The following is a 15,714-nucleotide window of genomic DNA, read 5'->3' on the forward strand; positions in this document are numbered from 1 at the left end:
CATCTGGGCAGATGGGTTTTTTACAGCTAATCCTCGTTAGAAACTTTCGTTTCAAACCAGAATCCTAAAATATGGAGGCTGGAGCCGGAATCGAACCGGCGTCAGCGGATTTGCAATCCGCGGCATAACCATTTTGCTACTCGGCCTCAAAACGAAGAAGCCGCAAACTGCGGCTTCAACGTCAACAAATTGGAGCGGGAAACGAGACTCGAACTCGCGACCCCGACCTTGGCAAGGTCGTGCTCTACCAACTGAGCTATTCCCGCGTCTTGGTGACGGGCGCCATTCTATAGAATCCAAACACCCCGTCAACCCCTTGATTCAAAAAAGCTTATTTATCTTTATTGGGGTTCAGGTGCGGCCAGGCGGCAATCAGGTAATGCACCATCGACCACAGCGTAAGACCGGCGGCAATCATCAACAGGCCAAAGCCCAGCAGCACCCGGACGGTTTCCGACGGAGGGCTGGCCAATAAGATCACCAACGCCAACATTTGTGCAGCGGTCTTCCATTTACCCAGGTTGGACACCGCAACATGCGCGCGCGCGCCCAACTCGGCCATCCATTCGCGCAAGGCGGAAATTACAATCTCCCGACCGATGATGATCGCCGCTGGCAGCGTCAGCCAGATGGTGTGGTGTTCTTCCACCAGCACAACGAGGGCCACGGCAACCATGAGTTTGTCTGCCACAGGGTCGAGGAACGCGCCAAACGGTGTGCTCTGCTCCCATCTGCGGGCCAAATAGCCATCAAGCCAATCAGTAGCGGCAGCCACAGCGAATACAGAACTGGCAGCCAAATAGCTCCATGAAAATGGCAAATAGAACAGCAAAAGGAAGATCGGAATCAGCAGAACGCGCAGTACGGTAAGCAGGTTGGGAATATTCATCGGCACAACTAGGCTGCGAGGTGAGCGGGCATTCTACTCGCTGTGCAGAGCAGCATAAATCGACTCGGCGAGCTTTTTACTAATTCCCGGCGCTTTAGCGATCTCATCAGTGCTGGCGCGCACCAATTCCTGCAGGCCACCGAAGTGGTTGAGCAGCTCGCGCCGACGCTTGGGCCCCACGCCCGGCACCTCTTCCAGATTCGACGTGCGTCGAGTTTTGCCGCGCCGAGCACGATGGCCAGTAATAGCAAATCGGTGGGACTCATCGCGAATTTGCTGAATCAAGTGCAGGGCTGGCGAATTGCCCGGCAAGGTAAATTCGTGAGCAGCATCGTTCAGGTACAGGGTCTCCAGACCAGGTTTGCGCGTTACCCCTTTGGCCACACCAAGCAGGATCAAGTCTGGAACCGCCAATTCCTGCAGCACTTCGCGGGCCATCGACAACTGGCCCTTACCACCGTCGACCAAGAGAATATCGGGCAGCTTGCCCTCGCCGTCTTTGATCTTGCTAAAGCGCCGGGTCAGGGCTTGGTGCATGGCGGCATAGTCGTCGCCACCCGTAACGCCCTCAATGTTGTAACGCCGGTAGTCCGACTTCAGCGGCCCCTCCGGCCCAAACACGACACAAGACGCTACGGTCGCCTCGCCGCTGGAGTGGCTGATGTCGAAACACTCCATACGCTGCGGCACTTCATCCATATTCAGCGCCGCCGCCAGGGCTTCAAAACGGGCGGCGATATGCTGGCGATCAGCCAAACGCGAAGCAAGGGCGAGCTCGGCGTTGGTCACCGCTAGCTGCTGCCAGCGCGCACGGGTGCCTCGTACTTTATGACTGATGGCCAACTCACGCCCACGCAGGGAATGGATCGCCTCAATCAATACCGGAAAGTCTTCATGGTCGGTGTTAACGATCAACTCGCTCGGCAGGTCGCGCTCGTGACTGCCCAGGTAGTACTGGGCGAGGAACGCGGCCAGCACTTCACCCACGCCCTCCTCAATCGCCACCTGCGGATAGAAATTTTTGCTGCCTAATACACGGCCGCCGCGCACGCTGATCAAGTGCACACACGCACCGCCGGGGTTAACCATCGCCGCAATGACATCCACATCGCCATTGCCACCTTCCATGCTTTGTTGGTCTTGAACGCGGCGCAGCAGGGAGATCTGGTCACGCAGATCGGCGGCCTGCTCGAACTGCAGGTTAATCGCCGCTTTTTCCATGGCGCCCGATAATTCATCAGTCAACGCACTGCTACGCCCCTCGAGAAACATAACCGAATGGCGCACGTCTTCAGCATACTCCTCGGCCGTTACCAAACCGGCAACGCAAGGGCCTTTGCAACGTTTGATCTGGTACTGCAGGCACGGCCGCGTGCGATTTTTGTAGTAACTGTCTTCGCACTGGCGCACCAGAAAAGTCTTCTGCAGCAGACTCAAACTCTCGCGAATAGCCCCAGCGCTTGGGTATGGCCCGAAATAACGACCTTTTAGTTTCTTCGCCCCACGATGAATACTCAGCCGGGGGAAGTCACCGTCGGAAAGAAACACATAAGGATAGGATTTGTCGTCACGCAGAAGGATGTTGTACGGCGGCCGCCATTGCTTGATCAGCGTCTGTTCAAGCAGCAATGCTTCGGTTTCGTTGGCGGTGATGGTGGTTTCGATCTGCGCGATCTTCGCCACCAAGGCTGCAGTTTTCGGCGCCAGCCCAGTCTTGCGGAAGTAACTGGCTAGACGTTTTTTCAGGTTTTTGGCTTTACCCACGTACAGCAGCTTGGCGTCGGCATCGAACATTCGATACACGCCGGGCCGCCCACTGCTGGTGGCAAGAAAGGCGCTGGAGTCAAACGGTTCGCTCATTTCAACTGGTGGCATCGACCATCCCGTGGCGTACAGCTAGCAACGCCAGCTCCACGTCACTGGTGATTTCCAGCTTTTCGAAAATGCGATAGCGGTAGGTGTTCACGGTTTTCGGCGACAAGCAAAGCTTGTCGGAAATGGTCTGCACCTTCTGGCAGCCGGCAATCATCAGGGCAATCTGGATTTCCCGCTCGGACAGCAAGTCGAACGGCGAGCCGCTGGTTTGCGGCTGGAACGACTTCAACGCCAACTGCTGTGCGATTTGCGGGCTGATGTAACGCTGCCCACCAAACACCATGCGAATGGCCTGAACCATTTCTTCCAGCGCCGCCCCTTTAGTCAGGTAACCGGACGCACCGGCCTGCAACAGGCGCGTGGGAAACGGGTCGTCCTCACACACAGTGACGGCGATCACTTTGAGGTCGGGGTGGCTGCGAAGCAATTTGCGGGTGGCTTCCAGGCCACCGATACCGGGCATCTTGATGTCCATGAGGACAACGTCCGGTTTAACCTCGCGGGCCTTTTTCAGCGACTCCTCACCTGAGTCAGCCTGACCGACGACCTGCAGGCCATCAATGTCGCCAAGCATGCGCGTAATACCGGTTCGAACCAGATCGTGGTCATCGACCACTAGCACCCTAATCAAGCGACACCTCTTTGTGCGTCAAAGCCGCTTATCAAAGCGGTCTCATGGGATGGCGAACACCTTAACAAAAAAGTCTCTGCATGGCCTAGCTTGGCGCATAACAGTCAAATAGCCAACGTCAGAATATTGAATAAAGCCGCCCGGTATTACGCAGCGGCGCTAAGCAGCTCGTCATACTGAGACGTAGAGGGTGGCATCGTGTGGAATATAAATTTAGGCTGAGAAAATGACTGACGACGCTCATGCCTCAGAACAACCACAACATGACCGCATCATAGTTGCTGACGACCACCCGGTGTTCCGCGATGGACTTGGCCGGATCGTGCAGCGCGAGTTCCCTAGCGCCAGCATCCATGAGGCCGGCGACATGGACGAAGTGTTGCGCCTGGCCCACCAGGGACCGGCGCCAAGCTTGTTTTTGCTCGACTTGCTGTTCCCTGGGCAATCGCCTAAGGCGGTCAGTTCATTGCGCAAGACATTCAAGCGCAGCTCGATAGTCATCGTCTCGATGGTTGAGAACCGTACCTTGATTGACGAAGTAATGGTGGCGGGCGCAGACGGTTTTATCGGCAAAGCTACGCCGCCTGATGAAATTGCCCAGGCGCTGCATGCCGTTCGCGCCGGCGAGTTTGTCCTCACCCTTGGTCCGGCAGGCCTCCCCTCCTTCGCCAAAGAAGGCAGCGCAGTGGATCAATTGACGCCCCGCCAGCACGAGGTATTGCTGCTGGTGGCACGCGGGCTGTCAAACAAGGAAATCGCCCGCGAGCTGGATATTTCACCGTTTACCGTGCGTATCCATGTTTCCTCATTACTGCACACCCTCGATGTCACCACCCGCGCAGCGGCGGCGGCCCTGGCAGCAAAGGCCGGTCTGAACTAGTGTGCTTGCCGCTCCAACTTCAGCGCGACCAAGAGCGAGCGCAGTTCGGCCGGGTGAACGGGTTTGGACAGCACCGGAATTTCCGCGTCATTCACCGCCTCTTGCACCCGCCGCACGTCATGGCCAGTCACGATAATGGCCGGGATATTACGCCCACTTAGTTGGCGCACGTAGGCGATGCAGTCGGCACCTGAGGCTTCGGTATCCAAATCAAAGTCGGTAATCACCAGATCAAAAGGATTATTGGCGCGCGGGATTGAACCGTAGGTCTCGACGCGACAGCCCCATTTTTGCAACAGCGTCGCGGTCGCCAGCAGCACGTTTTGATCGTCTTCAATCAGGCAGATACGCAAACCGTCGAGCATAGGCGGCGTGCAGTTTCGCCCCGCTGCGGGCGTGCTTTTCGCCGCTGGCGCAGGAGCACGAGGCAAGCCGTCGATCGCCACCAGCGTGCCGCTGCCAACCACCGAACGGATTCGAATGCTGAGCCCCATTAGCTCACCAAGCCGCTTAACAATGGCAAGGCCCAAGCCCATGCCTTCAACGTCTTTGCCGCGCGCTTGGCGAACTCGATAGAACTCGTCAAAGATACTGCTGAGGTTGGCCTCGGCAATGCCCTCACCTTTGTCATACATCTCCACCGAAAGCGTATCGCCACGCAGGCGACAGCCGATTAGCAGCGGGCGACCCGGCGCGTACTTCAGCGCATTGGAGAGCAAGTTCTGCAGCATGGTGGTCAACAGCCCTGGGTCGGCACGCACGTATATCGGTGGGCAACGCAGGCGAATCGGCACGCCGGCCCAACGTGCGGCCTCGGTGTTTTGCTGGATCAACTGCTGCAGAAAGGTATGCAACGCCAGGGTTTCCACGTGTGGGGTTACACGCCCACTGTCCAGCGAATACATATCGAGAATCGAGCGAAACAGCCGCGAGACGCTGTGCAGCGATTTATCGACGTTGTCCACCAAGCGCTGCTGCTCGGCATCAAGGCGACCATCGCGCAGGCACGCGGTAAACAGACTGATGGAGTGAATCGGCTGGCGTAAATCGTGACTGGCCTGGGCGAGAAACTGCGACTTTGCCAACAGCGCCGCCCGCTCCGCTTCGGCGGCAATTCGCGTGCGTTTGAGCAGAGCATGCATATAGCCAGGCACCATCACCGTGGTGATCAGCAACGTCACGATCAGGAACGGTTGCGACTGCCAGTAGGCGGAAGCGTTGGCAGTGATTGCCAGCGAGCACACCGCCAAAATGGTCGACGCCAGCAAGTAACGGGAGCCATAGCGCAAGCCATAACCCACCGTTACCCAGAGCAAGATGCCGTACACCGGCAGCATAGCCGCGCTACCGATCGCCATAGTCACGGTGATACAGCTGAAATCAGTGAGCATGGTGAGCAGTCGCCGAACCGGGCGATGGCCGGGCCGGCGACGGATATCAAGCCAAAGCAGTACTGAGACGACCAGAAAGACCACCCCCAGGGCGGAAATCAGCCAGGCCAGCTCCGGCTCGATAATCGACTTGTGGTAGACCCACAACATGTAAGAAACGGCGATCGGCGTGATGATCAGACGCACCACCGCCTGGGCGCGTTCTGTATCGTGCGCACGCAAAGCAGTCGCAGACATAAGCAATCCTTGCAGTAACTCTTGGGCAGATGCAGCGACACCACCCTAAGCGGCTACCCCGCAGCGAGCAAGACCCTAACAGCGTTGCGCGTGCCTGGCCGTAGTACACCCGTACTATTCCTGCAGCCTGAGACGACCCATAGACTCCCGCAATCGCCTTGGCATCCGGTCAAGGCCAAGTATCCGTTAGCCCGGTGACTACTTAGGGAGAAGAAAATGAACGTCAAAGGAACATTCGGCGCACTGATCGCATTGCCACTGCTGGCCACACTTGCTGGCTGCTTGCCGCAGAACACACAAAGCCAGGGCCTGAATAACGTACAAACGGCTAACGGCCCTTGCGCGCCAAACGCAACCGCCGACCTTATCTCCACCGGCCGCAGCCTGCTGGCGATCACCAATTCGGTGCTGGAAACACAGCAGAACTTGAGCGGCAACTCGGCCGGCTACACCCAACGCGTACAAGCGGCGGAAAACGCTGGCAAGGTTAACCAGGGCAATAAGGTGCTCGACAATGTCGAAACCCTGACCGGCGGCGCAAACACAGGCTGTGTGCCGGCCAGCGCATCACGCTAAAAGCGCAAACCCCGGAAAAACAAAAGCCCCGCATACGCGGGGCTTTTGTTTTACTCAGATGGCGGAGGCGGTGAGATTCGAACTCACGGACCTGTTACAGTCGGCAGTTTTCAAGACTGCTGCCTTAAACCGCTCGGCCACACCTCCGAAGTGCGGGCGGAATAATACCGGAAGGAAACACACTGTCAAACTCTGCTGGGTTGGCAGGCCAAAGTGCTCTGTTATAGTCGCTAACGACTACGGGTCACGGAACCCACTAAGCCGTCTATAAGGAGTGTCGCCATGCACGAACAAGATTACGCACTCGGCCATGCGCAGGTCGAGCAGCAAGAAGTCAGCCGCGTACTGCGCAACACCTACGGGCTGCTGGCCCTGACCCTCGCCTTCAGCGGCGTGGTCGCTTATGTAGCCCAGCAGATGCGCGTTCCCTATCCAAACATTTTCGTTGTACTGATCGGTTTCTACGGCCTGTTCTTCCTTACCGTAAAACTGCGTGATTCAGCCTGGGGCCTGGTTTCCACCTTCGCCCTCACTGGTTTTATGGGCTACACCCTCGGCCCAATCCTTAACCGCTACATTGGCATGGCCAATGGCGCCGAAGTTATTTCGTCGGCCTTTGCCATGACAGCGCTGGTGTTCTGCGGCCTATCGGCCTATGTGCTGACCACCCGTAAAGACATGAGCTTCCTCGCCGGCTTTATCACCGCGGGTTTCTTCGTGTTGCTGGGCGCAGTATTGGTCAGCATGTTCTTCCAGATCAGCGGCCTGCAGCTGGCAATCAGCGCTGGCTTCGTGCTGTTCTCGTCGGTGTGCATCCTGTTCCAGACCAGCCAGATCATTCATGGCGGCGAGCGCAACTACATCATGGCCACCGTCAGCCTGTACATTTCGATCTACAACCTGTTCGTCAGCCTGTTGCAGATTTTCGGCATCATGAGCAGCGACGACTGATCTCAACGTCAGCAAAAAGCCCGCTTCGGCGGGCTTTTTTTGTGCGGATAGATAGATAGTTGACGCTAGCGCCAGGCAAAGTTAACGCGCACCCACGTATGCAGATAGCACAGACGCAAAGCCTGGAATGGCCATAAGCGCAGGGCTTGGCGGTACAAACCCGCTGCCGAATGCTGATCGCCACGGCGCGCCGCCGCGCGAAACAACGACAAATAGCGTTGCGCTTCATAGCGCTGGCGATAGCGTTGGCAATCGCCTGGAAGCGAAGCGAACACCTCGGCGACCAGTTGCCGGGCAAAAAACTGGTCGGCGCGGCGATGCCGCAGGCTATCGGCGTGCTTATGGATTCTGGCCACCGGAGTGTCGGTAGTCACCACTGTTGCGCTCGCCAGCAAGCAGGCAAACACCGCTACATCCTCGCTGCTACGGAGTTTCTCTGGGTAGGGGCGTTGCAGGAGTAAATCGCGGCGAAACAGCGAGCGGCTGTGGGACACCGCAATTTTCTTTTCCAACAGATAACGGCAAATGCGTTCACTAGCACTCCCCGCCACCTGGGTTGGCAAGCGCAAGCGTTCAGTCCCTGCGGCATTCACCGATAGGTACGCGCCCAATACCATGCCAGCATCCGGCTGGCTGACCAGGGCTTGGCGCAGAGCAGCCAAGCCCTCAGGCAGAAGTTCATCATCTGCATCGAGAAAAAACACATAACGGCCACGAGCAGCGCGGACGCCACGATTACGCGCCGCGGCGACACCGCAATTAGGTTGACTGATCATATGCACATCGGAACCGGTGGAGCGTTGAAAGCGAGCGAAGATCTCTTCGGTCTCATCGGTTGAACCGTCATTGATCACCAGCACTTCGACGTCCGCCGTTTGCTGTGCAATGACCGAACACAAGGCGCGGTGCAGTAGATAACCGTAGTTATAGGTGGGAATAACAACGCTGACGAAGGGCTCTACAACGGTAACTGGAGAGGACATGGCTTGGGCCTGCGCGGAAAAATTGCAATTTTCCGCAGGCCACCCACAGGGCTATGTCAGTCACCCCACTTCAACTGGTAGGAAAAGCCCTATCCCCTCGCGCTACTAGGACGGCAGCCGCACAGTCTTGCGGCCACTGGTGAAAATTCCCCAACACGAAAGGAACAGTGCCGCAATCAATGGGCCGATAACAAAGCCATTGAGGCCAAAGATGGTCAGCCCACCGAGCGTCGAGAGCAAGATCATGTAGTCCGGCATTTGCGTATCGCGGCCTACCAAAATGGGCCTTAGCACGTTGTCGACCATACCGATCACCAGCACACCGAACACGCTCAACGCCACGCCCTGCCAAATCGCTCCGGTCGCCAGGAAGTAAACCGCGACAGGCACCCAAACGATGCCGCCACCTACCGCTGGCAGCAGCGACAAAAAGGCCATTAACACCGCCCACAGCAACGGGCTGTTGATGCCGAGAAACCAGAACGCCAAGCCGCCCAAGGCGCCCTGAGTAACAGCCACCAACACGTTACCTTTGACGGTGGCGCGCACCACGCGGGTGAAGCGCAGCTGCAGGCGGCGTTTCTGGCCTTCGTTTAGCGGTATGGCGGTGCGAATCTTGCGTACCAATTCTTGGCCATCACGCAGAAAGAAGAACAGTAGATACAGCATGATGCCGAAGCTGATCAGAAACTCGAAGGTGTTCTGCCCCAGGGTGAACGCCTGGCTAGCCACCGCCTGGCTGCCCTGCATCGCACCCGTGATGGCTTTATCTTTGAGCCCATTAAGGTTGCCGAACCCGAAGCGGTCCATCTGCACCTGCACATAGTGCGGCAAGTGGCGCTTTATTTCGACGATATAGGCACCAATATCGAGGTCGCCGCTTTCAATGCGCCGGTACAACTCGCCCGCTTCCTGCACCAGTAACGCGGTGGTGAACACCACCGGCAAAATAGCGATGCACAGGCAGATTATCAGCGTGGTCAACGCCGTCAGGTTGCGCGAACCCTGATGCCGCCGGGCCAGCCAACGATTCACCGGATTGAACAAAATGGCCAGGATAACGGCCCAGAACACCGCGCCGTAATACGGCAGCAAAATCCAGCCAAAGGCGACGGTTACTGCCGCCAGCAAGGCCAGGAACAGTTTCTTTTCAATCGCAGGGTCGGACATGGGCGCTCGTCGGTAAAAAGACTGATGAGCCTTAGTCCACGAGCGCAGCGGCAAGTGCAGGTTTTATCGAAGCCTCTGCCGCCACCGCTAGGCACGGCCAGAGGTTATTTGCGCTTTTTCTTGCGGGGCTTGCCACCCATGGCCTTCAGGCGTTGCGCCGCTTCGGCCAGTACGTCGCGCTTTTCCGGTTTGTCCATTTTCTTCCAGGCTTTGATTTCATCCTTGCTGCGCCCACAGCCGAGGCATATCCGCTCTTCGAATTCGCACAGGCTGATGCAGGGATTTTTCGTGTCACCCATAGCTGTCATTAGTCTCGGGAGTATTCCTGTTCTTCGCGGATGGCGCGGGCCAGGGCTTCTTCTTCGCTTTCTTCGTCGGGCTCTGGCGGTGGCGTCACTGCTTGAGTGGCAACCTTGCTGCGCAACACCTGCAATGCCTCTTCGGCGGACATGGGCTGTTCGTCTTCATCGTCTGCAGCGAGGGCCATGTCGGCACGCGCTTGCAGGCCTTCAGGTACCGGTGGGTCGTAGTCGTCAGGCAAGTCGTCGAAGTCGGTTTTCAGACCTTCTTCCATCATGTCCAGTTCGGCCAGCAGGCTGCCGAAGCTTTTCTCTTCGCTAGGTTCGGGCGCTGCGCCCTCTTCGCCTTCGGTGGCGGTATCGGCGCGCGCTTGCAGGCCTTCGGGTACCGGCAGGTCGTCTTGATCGAAGCCGAGCATAGGCTCGGGCTCCAGTTCGCGCAGGGCGGCGAGCGGTGGCAGTTCGTCGAGGTTTTTCAGGTTGAAGTGATCAAGGAACAGCTTGGTAGTGGCAAACATGGCCGGTTTGCCTGGCACGTCGCGGTAGCCAACCACGCGGATCCATTCACGCTCGAGCAGGGTTTTGACGATATGGCTGTTGACTGCCACGCCACGTACATCTTCGATTTCGCCGCGGGTGATGGGCTGGCGATAGGCGACCAGCGCCAGGGTTTCGAGCATGGCGCGCGAGTAGCGTTGCGGGCGCTCTTCCCACAGGCGGCCGACCCAGGGCGCGTACATTTCGCGTACTTGAATGCGGTAACCGGTGGCGACTTCTTTCAGCTCAAAAGCGCGCCCGGCGCAGGATTTCTCCAGCACGACGAGGGCTTTTTTGAATACCGCAGGTTCCGGGCGTTCGCCTTCTTCAAAGAGTTCGAACAGGCGCTCGAGTGACTGCGGTTTGCCGCTGGCGAGCAAGAAGGCTTCGAGCAGCGAGGCCAGCTCTTTAGGGTCGTTAAGGTTCATGTCAGGGAGGGTCTCATTCGCCACGCGCACGTACGTGAATCGGCCCGAAAGCCTCGTTTTGCACCAACTCGACCAATTGTTCTTTGATCAATTCCAGCACCGCCATAAAGGTCACCACCACGCCAAGCTTGCCCTCTTCGGCGAGAAACAGGCTGACAAACGGCACAAATGCGCCACCTTTCAAACGCTCCAACACCTCGCTCATACGCTCGCGGGTGGACAGTTGCTCGCGGGTGACTTGATGGCTTTCAAACATATCGCTACGGCGCAGTACTTCGGCCATGGACAGCAGCAGTTCTTCCAGGCTGACGTCGGGCAACAGCTTGCGCGCGCGGGCCTCCGGGGCATCCAGGCGCGGCACCGTGAGGTCGCGGCCGACGCGGCTGATTTGGTCGATACCTTCGGCGGCGGCTTTATAGCGTTCGTATTCCTGCAAGCGGCGGATCAGCTCAGCACGCGGGTCGTCTTCCTCTTCTTCGGCCTCGGCCGAGCGCGGCAGGAGCATGCGCGATTTGATTTCGGCGAGCATGGCCGCCATCACCAGGTACTCGGCGGCCAGCTCCAGGCGTACCGACTGCATCAGCTCAACGTAACCCATGTATTGGCGGGTGATTTCCGCCACCGGGATATCGAGCACGTCGATGTTTTGTTTGCGGATCAGGTACAGCAACAGGTCGAGCGGACCTTCAAAGGCTTCGAGGAACACCTCTAGGGCGTCGGGGGGGATATACAGGTCCACCGGCATTTCGGTGACGGCCTTGCCGTACACCAAGGCGAACGGCAGCTCCTGTTGGGCGCCGGCCTGGCTGTCCACTTCGCTGGGGGTGGTGTCCTGCATAGGTTCCTTACTGGCGATCATTCAAGACTAGCGATAATTCAAACCCAAGGCGCTGCGCACCTCGGTGAGGGTTTCCCGCGCCTCGTCGCGCGCCCGTTCGGCGCCTTCGGCGAGGATGTTGCGCACCAGTTCCGGGCTGCTTTGGTAGTCCAGTGCGCGCAGGTGCAGCGGTTTCAGTTCGGCCTGCACCGCCTCGATCACCGGGCCTTTGCAGTCGATGCAGCCAATAGCGGCGCTGCGACAGCCCTGCTCCACCCATTCGCGCGTGGGTTCATCGGAGTAAACCTTATGCAACTGCCAGACCGCGCAACGCGTTGGCTCGCCAGGGTCGACGCGGTGCACGCGCGCCGGGTCGGTAGGCATGCGCCGCAGTTTGTCTTCTATCTCCGCCTGAGTGTCGCGCAAGTAAATGGCGTTGCTATTGCCGCCCTTGAAATGGGACGTGGCCATTTTGCTGCCGTCCAGCCCAACGATTTTTGGCGATTCGCTGAGCAAAGCGTGGGGTTCTGGCAGCAGCACTTTACCGCCGCCTTCGAGATAACCAAATAGGCGTTCTTTATCGCCCAGGGTGATGCTTTGTACTTCTTTGAGCAGGGCGCGCGCCGTATCCAGCGCTTCAACGTCGCCGCGCTCCTGAAAGGCTTGGCGCAGGCTGTTGTAAAGTTTGGCGGTTTTTTTGCCCAGACGCAGAATGGCCGCTTCAGCCTTGGCTTCAAAGCCGGGCTCGCGACCATATAAGTGGTTAAAGCGCCGGGCCACTTCGCGGGCGAATTCGATATGCGGCAGTTGGTCTGAGCCGACCGGCACCAGGCCGGCACGGTAGAGCAAAATATCGGCGGCTTGCAGCAGCGGGCAGCCGAGAAAACCGTAGGTGCTGAGGTCTTTGTGCTGCAGTTGGTCTTGCTGCTCTTTATACGAGGGCACGCGTTCCAGCCAACTGAGCGGGCAGATCATCGACAGCAGCAGGTGCAGCTCGGCGTGCTCGGGCACTTGCGATTGAATAAACAGGTTTGCCGAGCTAGGGCTGACACCGGCGGCCAGCCAATCCACGGCCATATCCATGACGTGGCCGGCGATCTGGCCAACGTCGTCGTAATCGGTGGTCAGTGCGTGCCAGTCGACGATGCAGAAAAAGCACTCATATTCGTGCTGCAGCTTGACCCAGTTTTTCAATACGCCATGGTAATGGCCCAGGTGCAAACGGCCGCTGGGGCGCATGCCCGACAGTACACGGCGTTGCGGGTCGACCAGGCTCAAGCAGTGGTTCCTTTCAACATCTAGGCATCAGCCCCGAACGGCCGTGGATCGCCACAGCCCACGCGCACCAGCACCACTTCATCGTCCACCAGGCTGACCACCGTGGAGGCTTCCAGGCCGCCGAAGCCGCCATCGAGAATCAGGTCAACCTGGTGTTCAAGGATTTGGCGCATTTCGTAGGGGTCGCTCATCGGCTCTTTTTCGCCGGGCAAGATCAGGCTCGTGCTCATCAGCGGTTCGCCCAACTCTTCCAACAAGGCTTGGGCAATCGGATGGCCCGGCACGCGCAGGCCGATGGTGCGGCGTTTGGGGTGCAGGAGCATGCGCGGCACTTCACGGGTGGCGTTGAGAATAAAGGTGTACGGCCCGGGCGTATGGCCTTTGAGCAGGCGGAAAGCGCCGGTATCGACCTTGGCGAACAGGCCTAGCTGCGACAGGTCACGGCAAACCAGGGTGAAGTTGTGTTTGTCGTCCAACTGACGCAGGCGACGGATGCGCTCCACGGCGGTTTTATCGCCGATATGGCAGCCGACGGCGTAGGAAGAGTCGGTGGGATAGACGATCACACCGCCGCCTTTAATGATCTCCACCGCCTGTTTGATCAACCGCGCTTGCGGGTTCTCCGGGTGCACCTGGAAAAATTGACTCACGGGAGCTCTCTTATCAAAGGCCAGCGGCTCAGCCGGCAGCAGCGTGTGGGACATGATCGAAGCGCAGCCACAGGGGCGCCAGGTCGTCGGGCAGCGGGCGGTACATGCCCAACTCCGACCAATCACCTGGCGCGTGGAAGTCACTGCCGACGCTGGCCAGCAGACCGAACTCACGGGCAAGAATCGCCAGGCCACCTACTTGCTCGGCCGGCTGCATGCCATTGACCACTTCCAGCGCCTGACCACCGGCGGCGACAAAGTCGATCACCAGTTTGCGCCGTTTACTGCGGGTGAAATCGTATTGCCAAGGGTGCGCCATGCTCACCCAAGCGCCGGCTTCACGCAGGGTACGCACGGCGTCCTCCAGGCTTGGCCAATGCTGTTTGACGTCGCCGAGCTTGCCCGACCCCAGCCATTTACGGAACGCCTCGCCACGGTCTTTGACGTAGCCGGCACGCACGAGGAAGTCGGCGAAGTGCGGACGGGCTGGAGCGTTGCCGCTGTCGCCGAGTTCTTGCTGAATGGCGCGGGCGCCATCTAATGCGCCGGGCATGCCTTTGAGGGCCAGGCGCCGATCAATCTCTTCGGCGCGTAGCCAGCGGCCGCTATGTAGGTCGGCAATAGCCTTAAGCAGTGCGGGGGCATCGGCGGCGAAACCGTAACCGAGTACATGAATAGTCGCCCCGCCCCACATGCACGACAGCTCAATGCCGTTGATCAGTTGCATGTCCAGACTATTGGCAGCGTTGCGTGCTTCGTCGAGGCCTTCAAGGGTGTCGTGGTCGGTCAGGGCCAGAACCCGCACGCCGCGCTCATGGGCGCGGGCGACCACTACGGCGGGCGCAAGGGCGCCGTCGGAAGCGGTGCTATGGCAGTGCAGGTCAACAATCATCAAGACTTTCTCTCAGTAAAAACGAAGCGCTGTATTCAATAGAACGCGCAGGGCCGCAACAGTTAGTGGGAAAAAACCACGCGGCGGCGCAAACTCTGCGCCGCTGCGCCTATCCCTACGGTTTGGGTTTGTTATTATGCCGGCACATCCTGCTTCTGGCTTGCCACTGTGAAACAATTCCTCGACTTCATCCCGCTTATCCTGTTTTTCCTCGTCTTCAAGCTTGAACCCCGCGCCATCGAACTCTTCGGCTACACCTACATGCTAGGCGGTATTTTCAGCGCCACCGCGGTGTTGATCGTCAGTTCCATTGTGGTGTACGGCATTTTCTTTATCGTTCAGCGCCGCCTGGAAAAGAGCCAATGGCTCACCCTGATCGCCTGCTTGGTATTCGGTAGCCTGACGCTGGCCTTTCACAGCGAAACATTTTTGAAGTGGAAAGCGCCGGTGGTGAGCTGGCTGTTTGCCCTGGCCTTCCTCGGCAGCCATTTCATCGGTGACAAGGTGCTGATTCAACGCATGATGGGCCACGCCGTGGGCCTACCCGACGCCATCTGGACCCGGCTGAATATCGCCTGGATCGTGTTCTTTATCGTCAGCGGCAGCGCCAACTTATTTGTAGCGTTTACCTTTCCGAGCATTTGGGTCGACTTCAAAGTGTTCGGCAGCTTGGGCATGACCCTGCTGTTCTTGATCGGCCAGGGCATTTACTTGGCCCGCCACATTCATGACGTGCCCAAGCCCGTTGATGCCGACACCTCTCCCGCCAGCAAAACTAAGGACTGACATGCTCTACGCGATTATCGCCACCGACGTGGCCAATTCCCTGGACAAGCGTTTGGCCGCACGTCCTACTCACCTGGCGCGCCTGGAACAGCTGAAAAGCGAAGGCCGTCTGGTACTCGCCGGCCCCCACCCAGCCGTGGACAGCAATGACCCCGGCGCTGCGGGGTTCAGTGGCAGCTTGATCGTCGCCGAGTTTGAATCGCTGATTGCCGCGCAAACCTGGGCCGATGCCGACCCTTACCGCGCTGCCGGTGTATACGCTAACGTTGTGGTCAAGCCGTTTAAATTGGTACTGCCATAAGCCCTTCAGCGTTGCGATCACGCCAATAAGGAAAGCCGATGCGCCAAGGTCCACTGCCCGTGTTGTTCGCTGCATCGTTGTTTATCGCCATGGCTGCCCACGCCGAAGAAACACCGCTAGCGCCGGTTGAAAGCAGCCCGCAG

Annotated in this window: 17 protein-coding genes and 3 tRNA genes; 5 read left to right on the forward strand and 15 right to left on the reverse strand. The window is 58.5% G+C overall.

The features are described from left to right. Positions 1-72 precede the first annotated feature (72 nt). The 5 genes from AAAB16_RS01825 to uvrY all read right to left on the reverse strand — a co-directional run bounded on the left by AAAB16_RS01825 (position 73) and on the right by uvrY (position 3,395). Positions 73-146, reverse strand: a tRNA-Cys gene (locus AAAB16_RS01825). A 44-nt stretch (positions 147-190) separates the two neighbouring features. Further along, positions 191-266 (reverse strand) — tRNA-Gly (locus AAAB16_RS01830). 65 nt (positions 267-331) lie between these two features. Next, positions 332-889 (reverse strand): CDP-diacylglycerol--glycerol-3-phosphate 3-phosphatidyltransferase, encoded by a 558-nt coding sequence (gene pgsA, locus AAAB16_RS01835; protein ID WP_340661797.1) that lies wholly within the window; start codon positions 887-889, stop codon positions 332-334. 33 nt (positions 890-922) lie between these two features. After that, positions 923-2,749, reverse strand: a complete 1,827-nt coding sequence (gene uvrC / locus AAAB16_RS01840) for an excinuclease ABC subunit UvrC (protein ID WP_340661809.1) — start codon at positions 2,747-2,749, stop codon at positions 923-925. 1 nt (position 2,750) lies between these two features. Next, complete coding sequence (gene uvrY / locus AAAB16_RS01845) at positions 2,751-3,395, reverse strand: UvrY/SirA/GacA family response regulator transcription factor (RefSeq protein ID WP_110614714.1); 645 nt, start codon at positions 3,393-3,395, stop codon at positions 2,751-2,753. A gap of 226 nt (positions 3,396-3,621) precedes the next feature. On the opposite strand from uvrY, the gene AAAB16_RS01850 reads away from it, so the two are divergent. Then, positions 3,622-4,275, forward strand: a complete 654-nt coding sequence (locus AAAB16_RS01850) for a response regulator transcription factor (protein ID WP_340661798.1) — start codon at positions 3,622-3,624, stop codon at positions 4,273-4,275. Here the strand turns inward: AAAB16_RS01850 and AAAB16_RS01855 are convergent. Next, the gene (locus AAAB16_RS01855; protein ID WP_340661799.1) at positions 4,272-5,903 is read right to left on the reverse strand and encodes a hybrid sensor histidine kinase/response regulator; all 1,632 of its coding nucleotides are present in this window, start codon (positions 5,901-5,903) and stop codon (positions 4,272-4,274) included. The two genes, AAAB16_RS01850 and AAAB16_RS01855, sit on opposite strands and share 4 nt — an antisense overlap. Before the next feature lie 216 nt (positions 5,904-6,119). Between AAAB16_RS01855 and AAAB16_RS01860 the strand changes: the two genes are divergently transcribed. After that, a complete protein-coding gene (locus AAAB16_RS01860; RefSeq protein WP_340661800.1) occupies positions 6,120-6,479 on the forward strand; it encodes a hypothetical protein in 360 nt (119 codons plus the stop codon). A 59-nt stretch (positions 6,480-6,538) separates the two neighbouring features. Here AAAB16_RS01860 and AAAB16_RS01865 read toward each other — a convergent pair. Continuing rightward, positions 6,539-6,626 (reverse strand) — tRNA-Ser (locus AAAB16_RS01865). A gap of 135 nt (positions 6,627-6,761) precedes the next feature. Here AAAB16_RS01865 and AAAB16_RS01870 point away from each other — a divergent pair. Beyond that, positions 6,762-7,430 carry a Bax inhibitor-1/YccA family protein gene (locus tag AAAB16_RS01870; RefSeq protein ID WP_340661801.1) on the forward strand — a complete coding sequence of 223 codons (669 nt, stop codon included), beginning with the start codon at positions 6,762-6,764 and terminating at the stop codon, positions 7,428-7,430. Between the two features lie 65 nt (positions 7,431-7,495). Here the strand turns inward: AAAB16_RS01870 and AAAB16_RS01875 are convergent, their stop codons facing one another. The 8 genes from AAAB16_RS01875 to AAAB16_RS01910 all read right to left on the reverse strand — a co-directional run bounded on the left by AAAB16_RS01875 (position 7,496) and on the right by AAAB16_RS01910 (position 14,484). Next, positions 7,496-8,413: a glycosyltransferase gene (locus AAAB16_RS01875; protein WP_340661802.1), complete on the reverse strand. Its 918-nt coding sequence runs from the start codon at positions 8,411-8,413 to the stop codon at positions 7,496-7,498. A gap of 105 nt (positions 8,414-8,518) precedes the next feature. After that, positions 8,519-9,583, reverse strand: coding sequence for an AI-2E family transporter (locus AAAB16_RS01880; protein WP_340661803.1), 1,065 nt, complete (start codon positions 9,581-9,583; stop codon positions 8,519-8,521). Positions 9,584-9,687: 104 nt separating this feature from the next. Then, on the reverse strand, positions 9,688-9,882 hold the full coding sequence (locus AAAB16_RS01885) for a DUF1289 domain-containing protein (RefSeq protein ID WP_340661804.1): 195 nt from the start codon (positions 9,880-9,882) through the stop codon (positions 9,688-9,690). Between the two features lie 8 nt (positions 9,883-9,890). Beyond that, the gene (scpB, locus tag AAAB16_RS01890; RefSeq protein ID WP_340661805.1) at positions 9,891-10,847 is read right to left on the reverse strand and encodes an SMC-Scp complex subunit ScpB; all 957 of its coding nucleotides are present in this window, start codon (positions 10,845-10,847) and stop codon (positions 9,891-9,893) included. 13 nt (positions 10,848-10,860) lie between these two features. After that, on the reverse strand, positions 10,861-11,592 hold the full coding sequence (locus AAAB16_RS01895; RefSeq protein ID WP_340661810.1) for a ScpA family protein: 732 nt from the start codon (positions 11,590-11,592) through the stop codon (positions 10,861-10,863). A 120-nt stretch (positions 11,593-11,712) separates the two neighbouring features. Continuing rightward, positions 11,713-12,942 carry a tryptophan--tRNA ligase gene (locus AAAB16_RS01900; RefSeq protein WP_340661806.1) on the reverse strand — a complete coding sequence of 410 codons (1,230 nt, stop codon included), beginning with the start codon at positions 12,940-12,942 and terminating at the stop codon, positions 11,713-11,715. A gap of 20 nt (positions 12,943-12,962) precedes the next feature. Continuing rightward, entirely contained in the window at positions 12,963-13,592 is a 630-nt protein-coding gene (locus tag AAAB16_RS01905; RefSeq protein ID WP_110615118.1) for an L-threonylcarbamoyladenylate synthase, read from the reverse strand. A 28-nt stretch (positions 13,593-13,620) separates the two neighbouring features. Beyond that, positions 13,621-14,484, reverse strand: coding sequence for a PHP domain-containing protein (locus AAAB16_RS01910; RefSeq protein WP_340661807.1), 864 nt, complete (start codon positions 14,482-14,484; stop codon positions 13,621-13,623). A gap of 168 nt (positions 14,485-14,652) precedes the next feature. On the opposite strand from AAAB16_RS01910, the gene AAAB16_RS01915 reads away from it, so the two are divergent. Next, positions 14,653-15,270 carry a septation protein A gene (locus AAAB16_RS01915; protein WP_340661808.1) on the forward strand — a complete coding sequence of 206 codons (618 nt, stop codon included), beginning with the start codon at positions 14,653-14,655 and terminating at the stop codon, positions 15,268-15,270. A gap of 1 nt (position 15,271) precedes the next feature. Next, positions 15,272-15,571: a YciI family protein gene (locus tag AAAB16_RS01920; RefSeq protein ID WP_110614730.1), complete on the forward strand. Its 300-nt coding sequence runs from the start codon at positions 15,272-15,274 to the stop codon at positions 15,569-15,571. The last annotated feature ends 143 nt before the right edge of the window (positions 15,572-15,714 follow it).

The organism is Pseudomonas sp. (assembly GCF_037994325.1).
In the GTDB taxonomy this organism is placed as follows: domain Bacteria; phylum Pseudomonadota; class Gammaproteobacteria; order Pseudomonadales; family Pseudomonadaceae; genus Aquipseudomonas.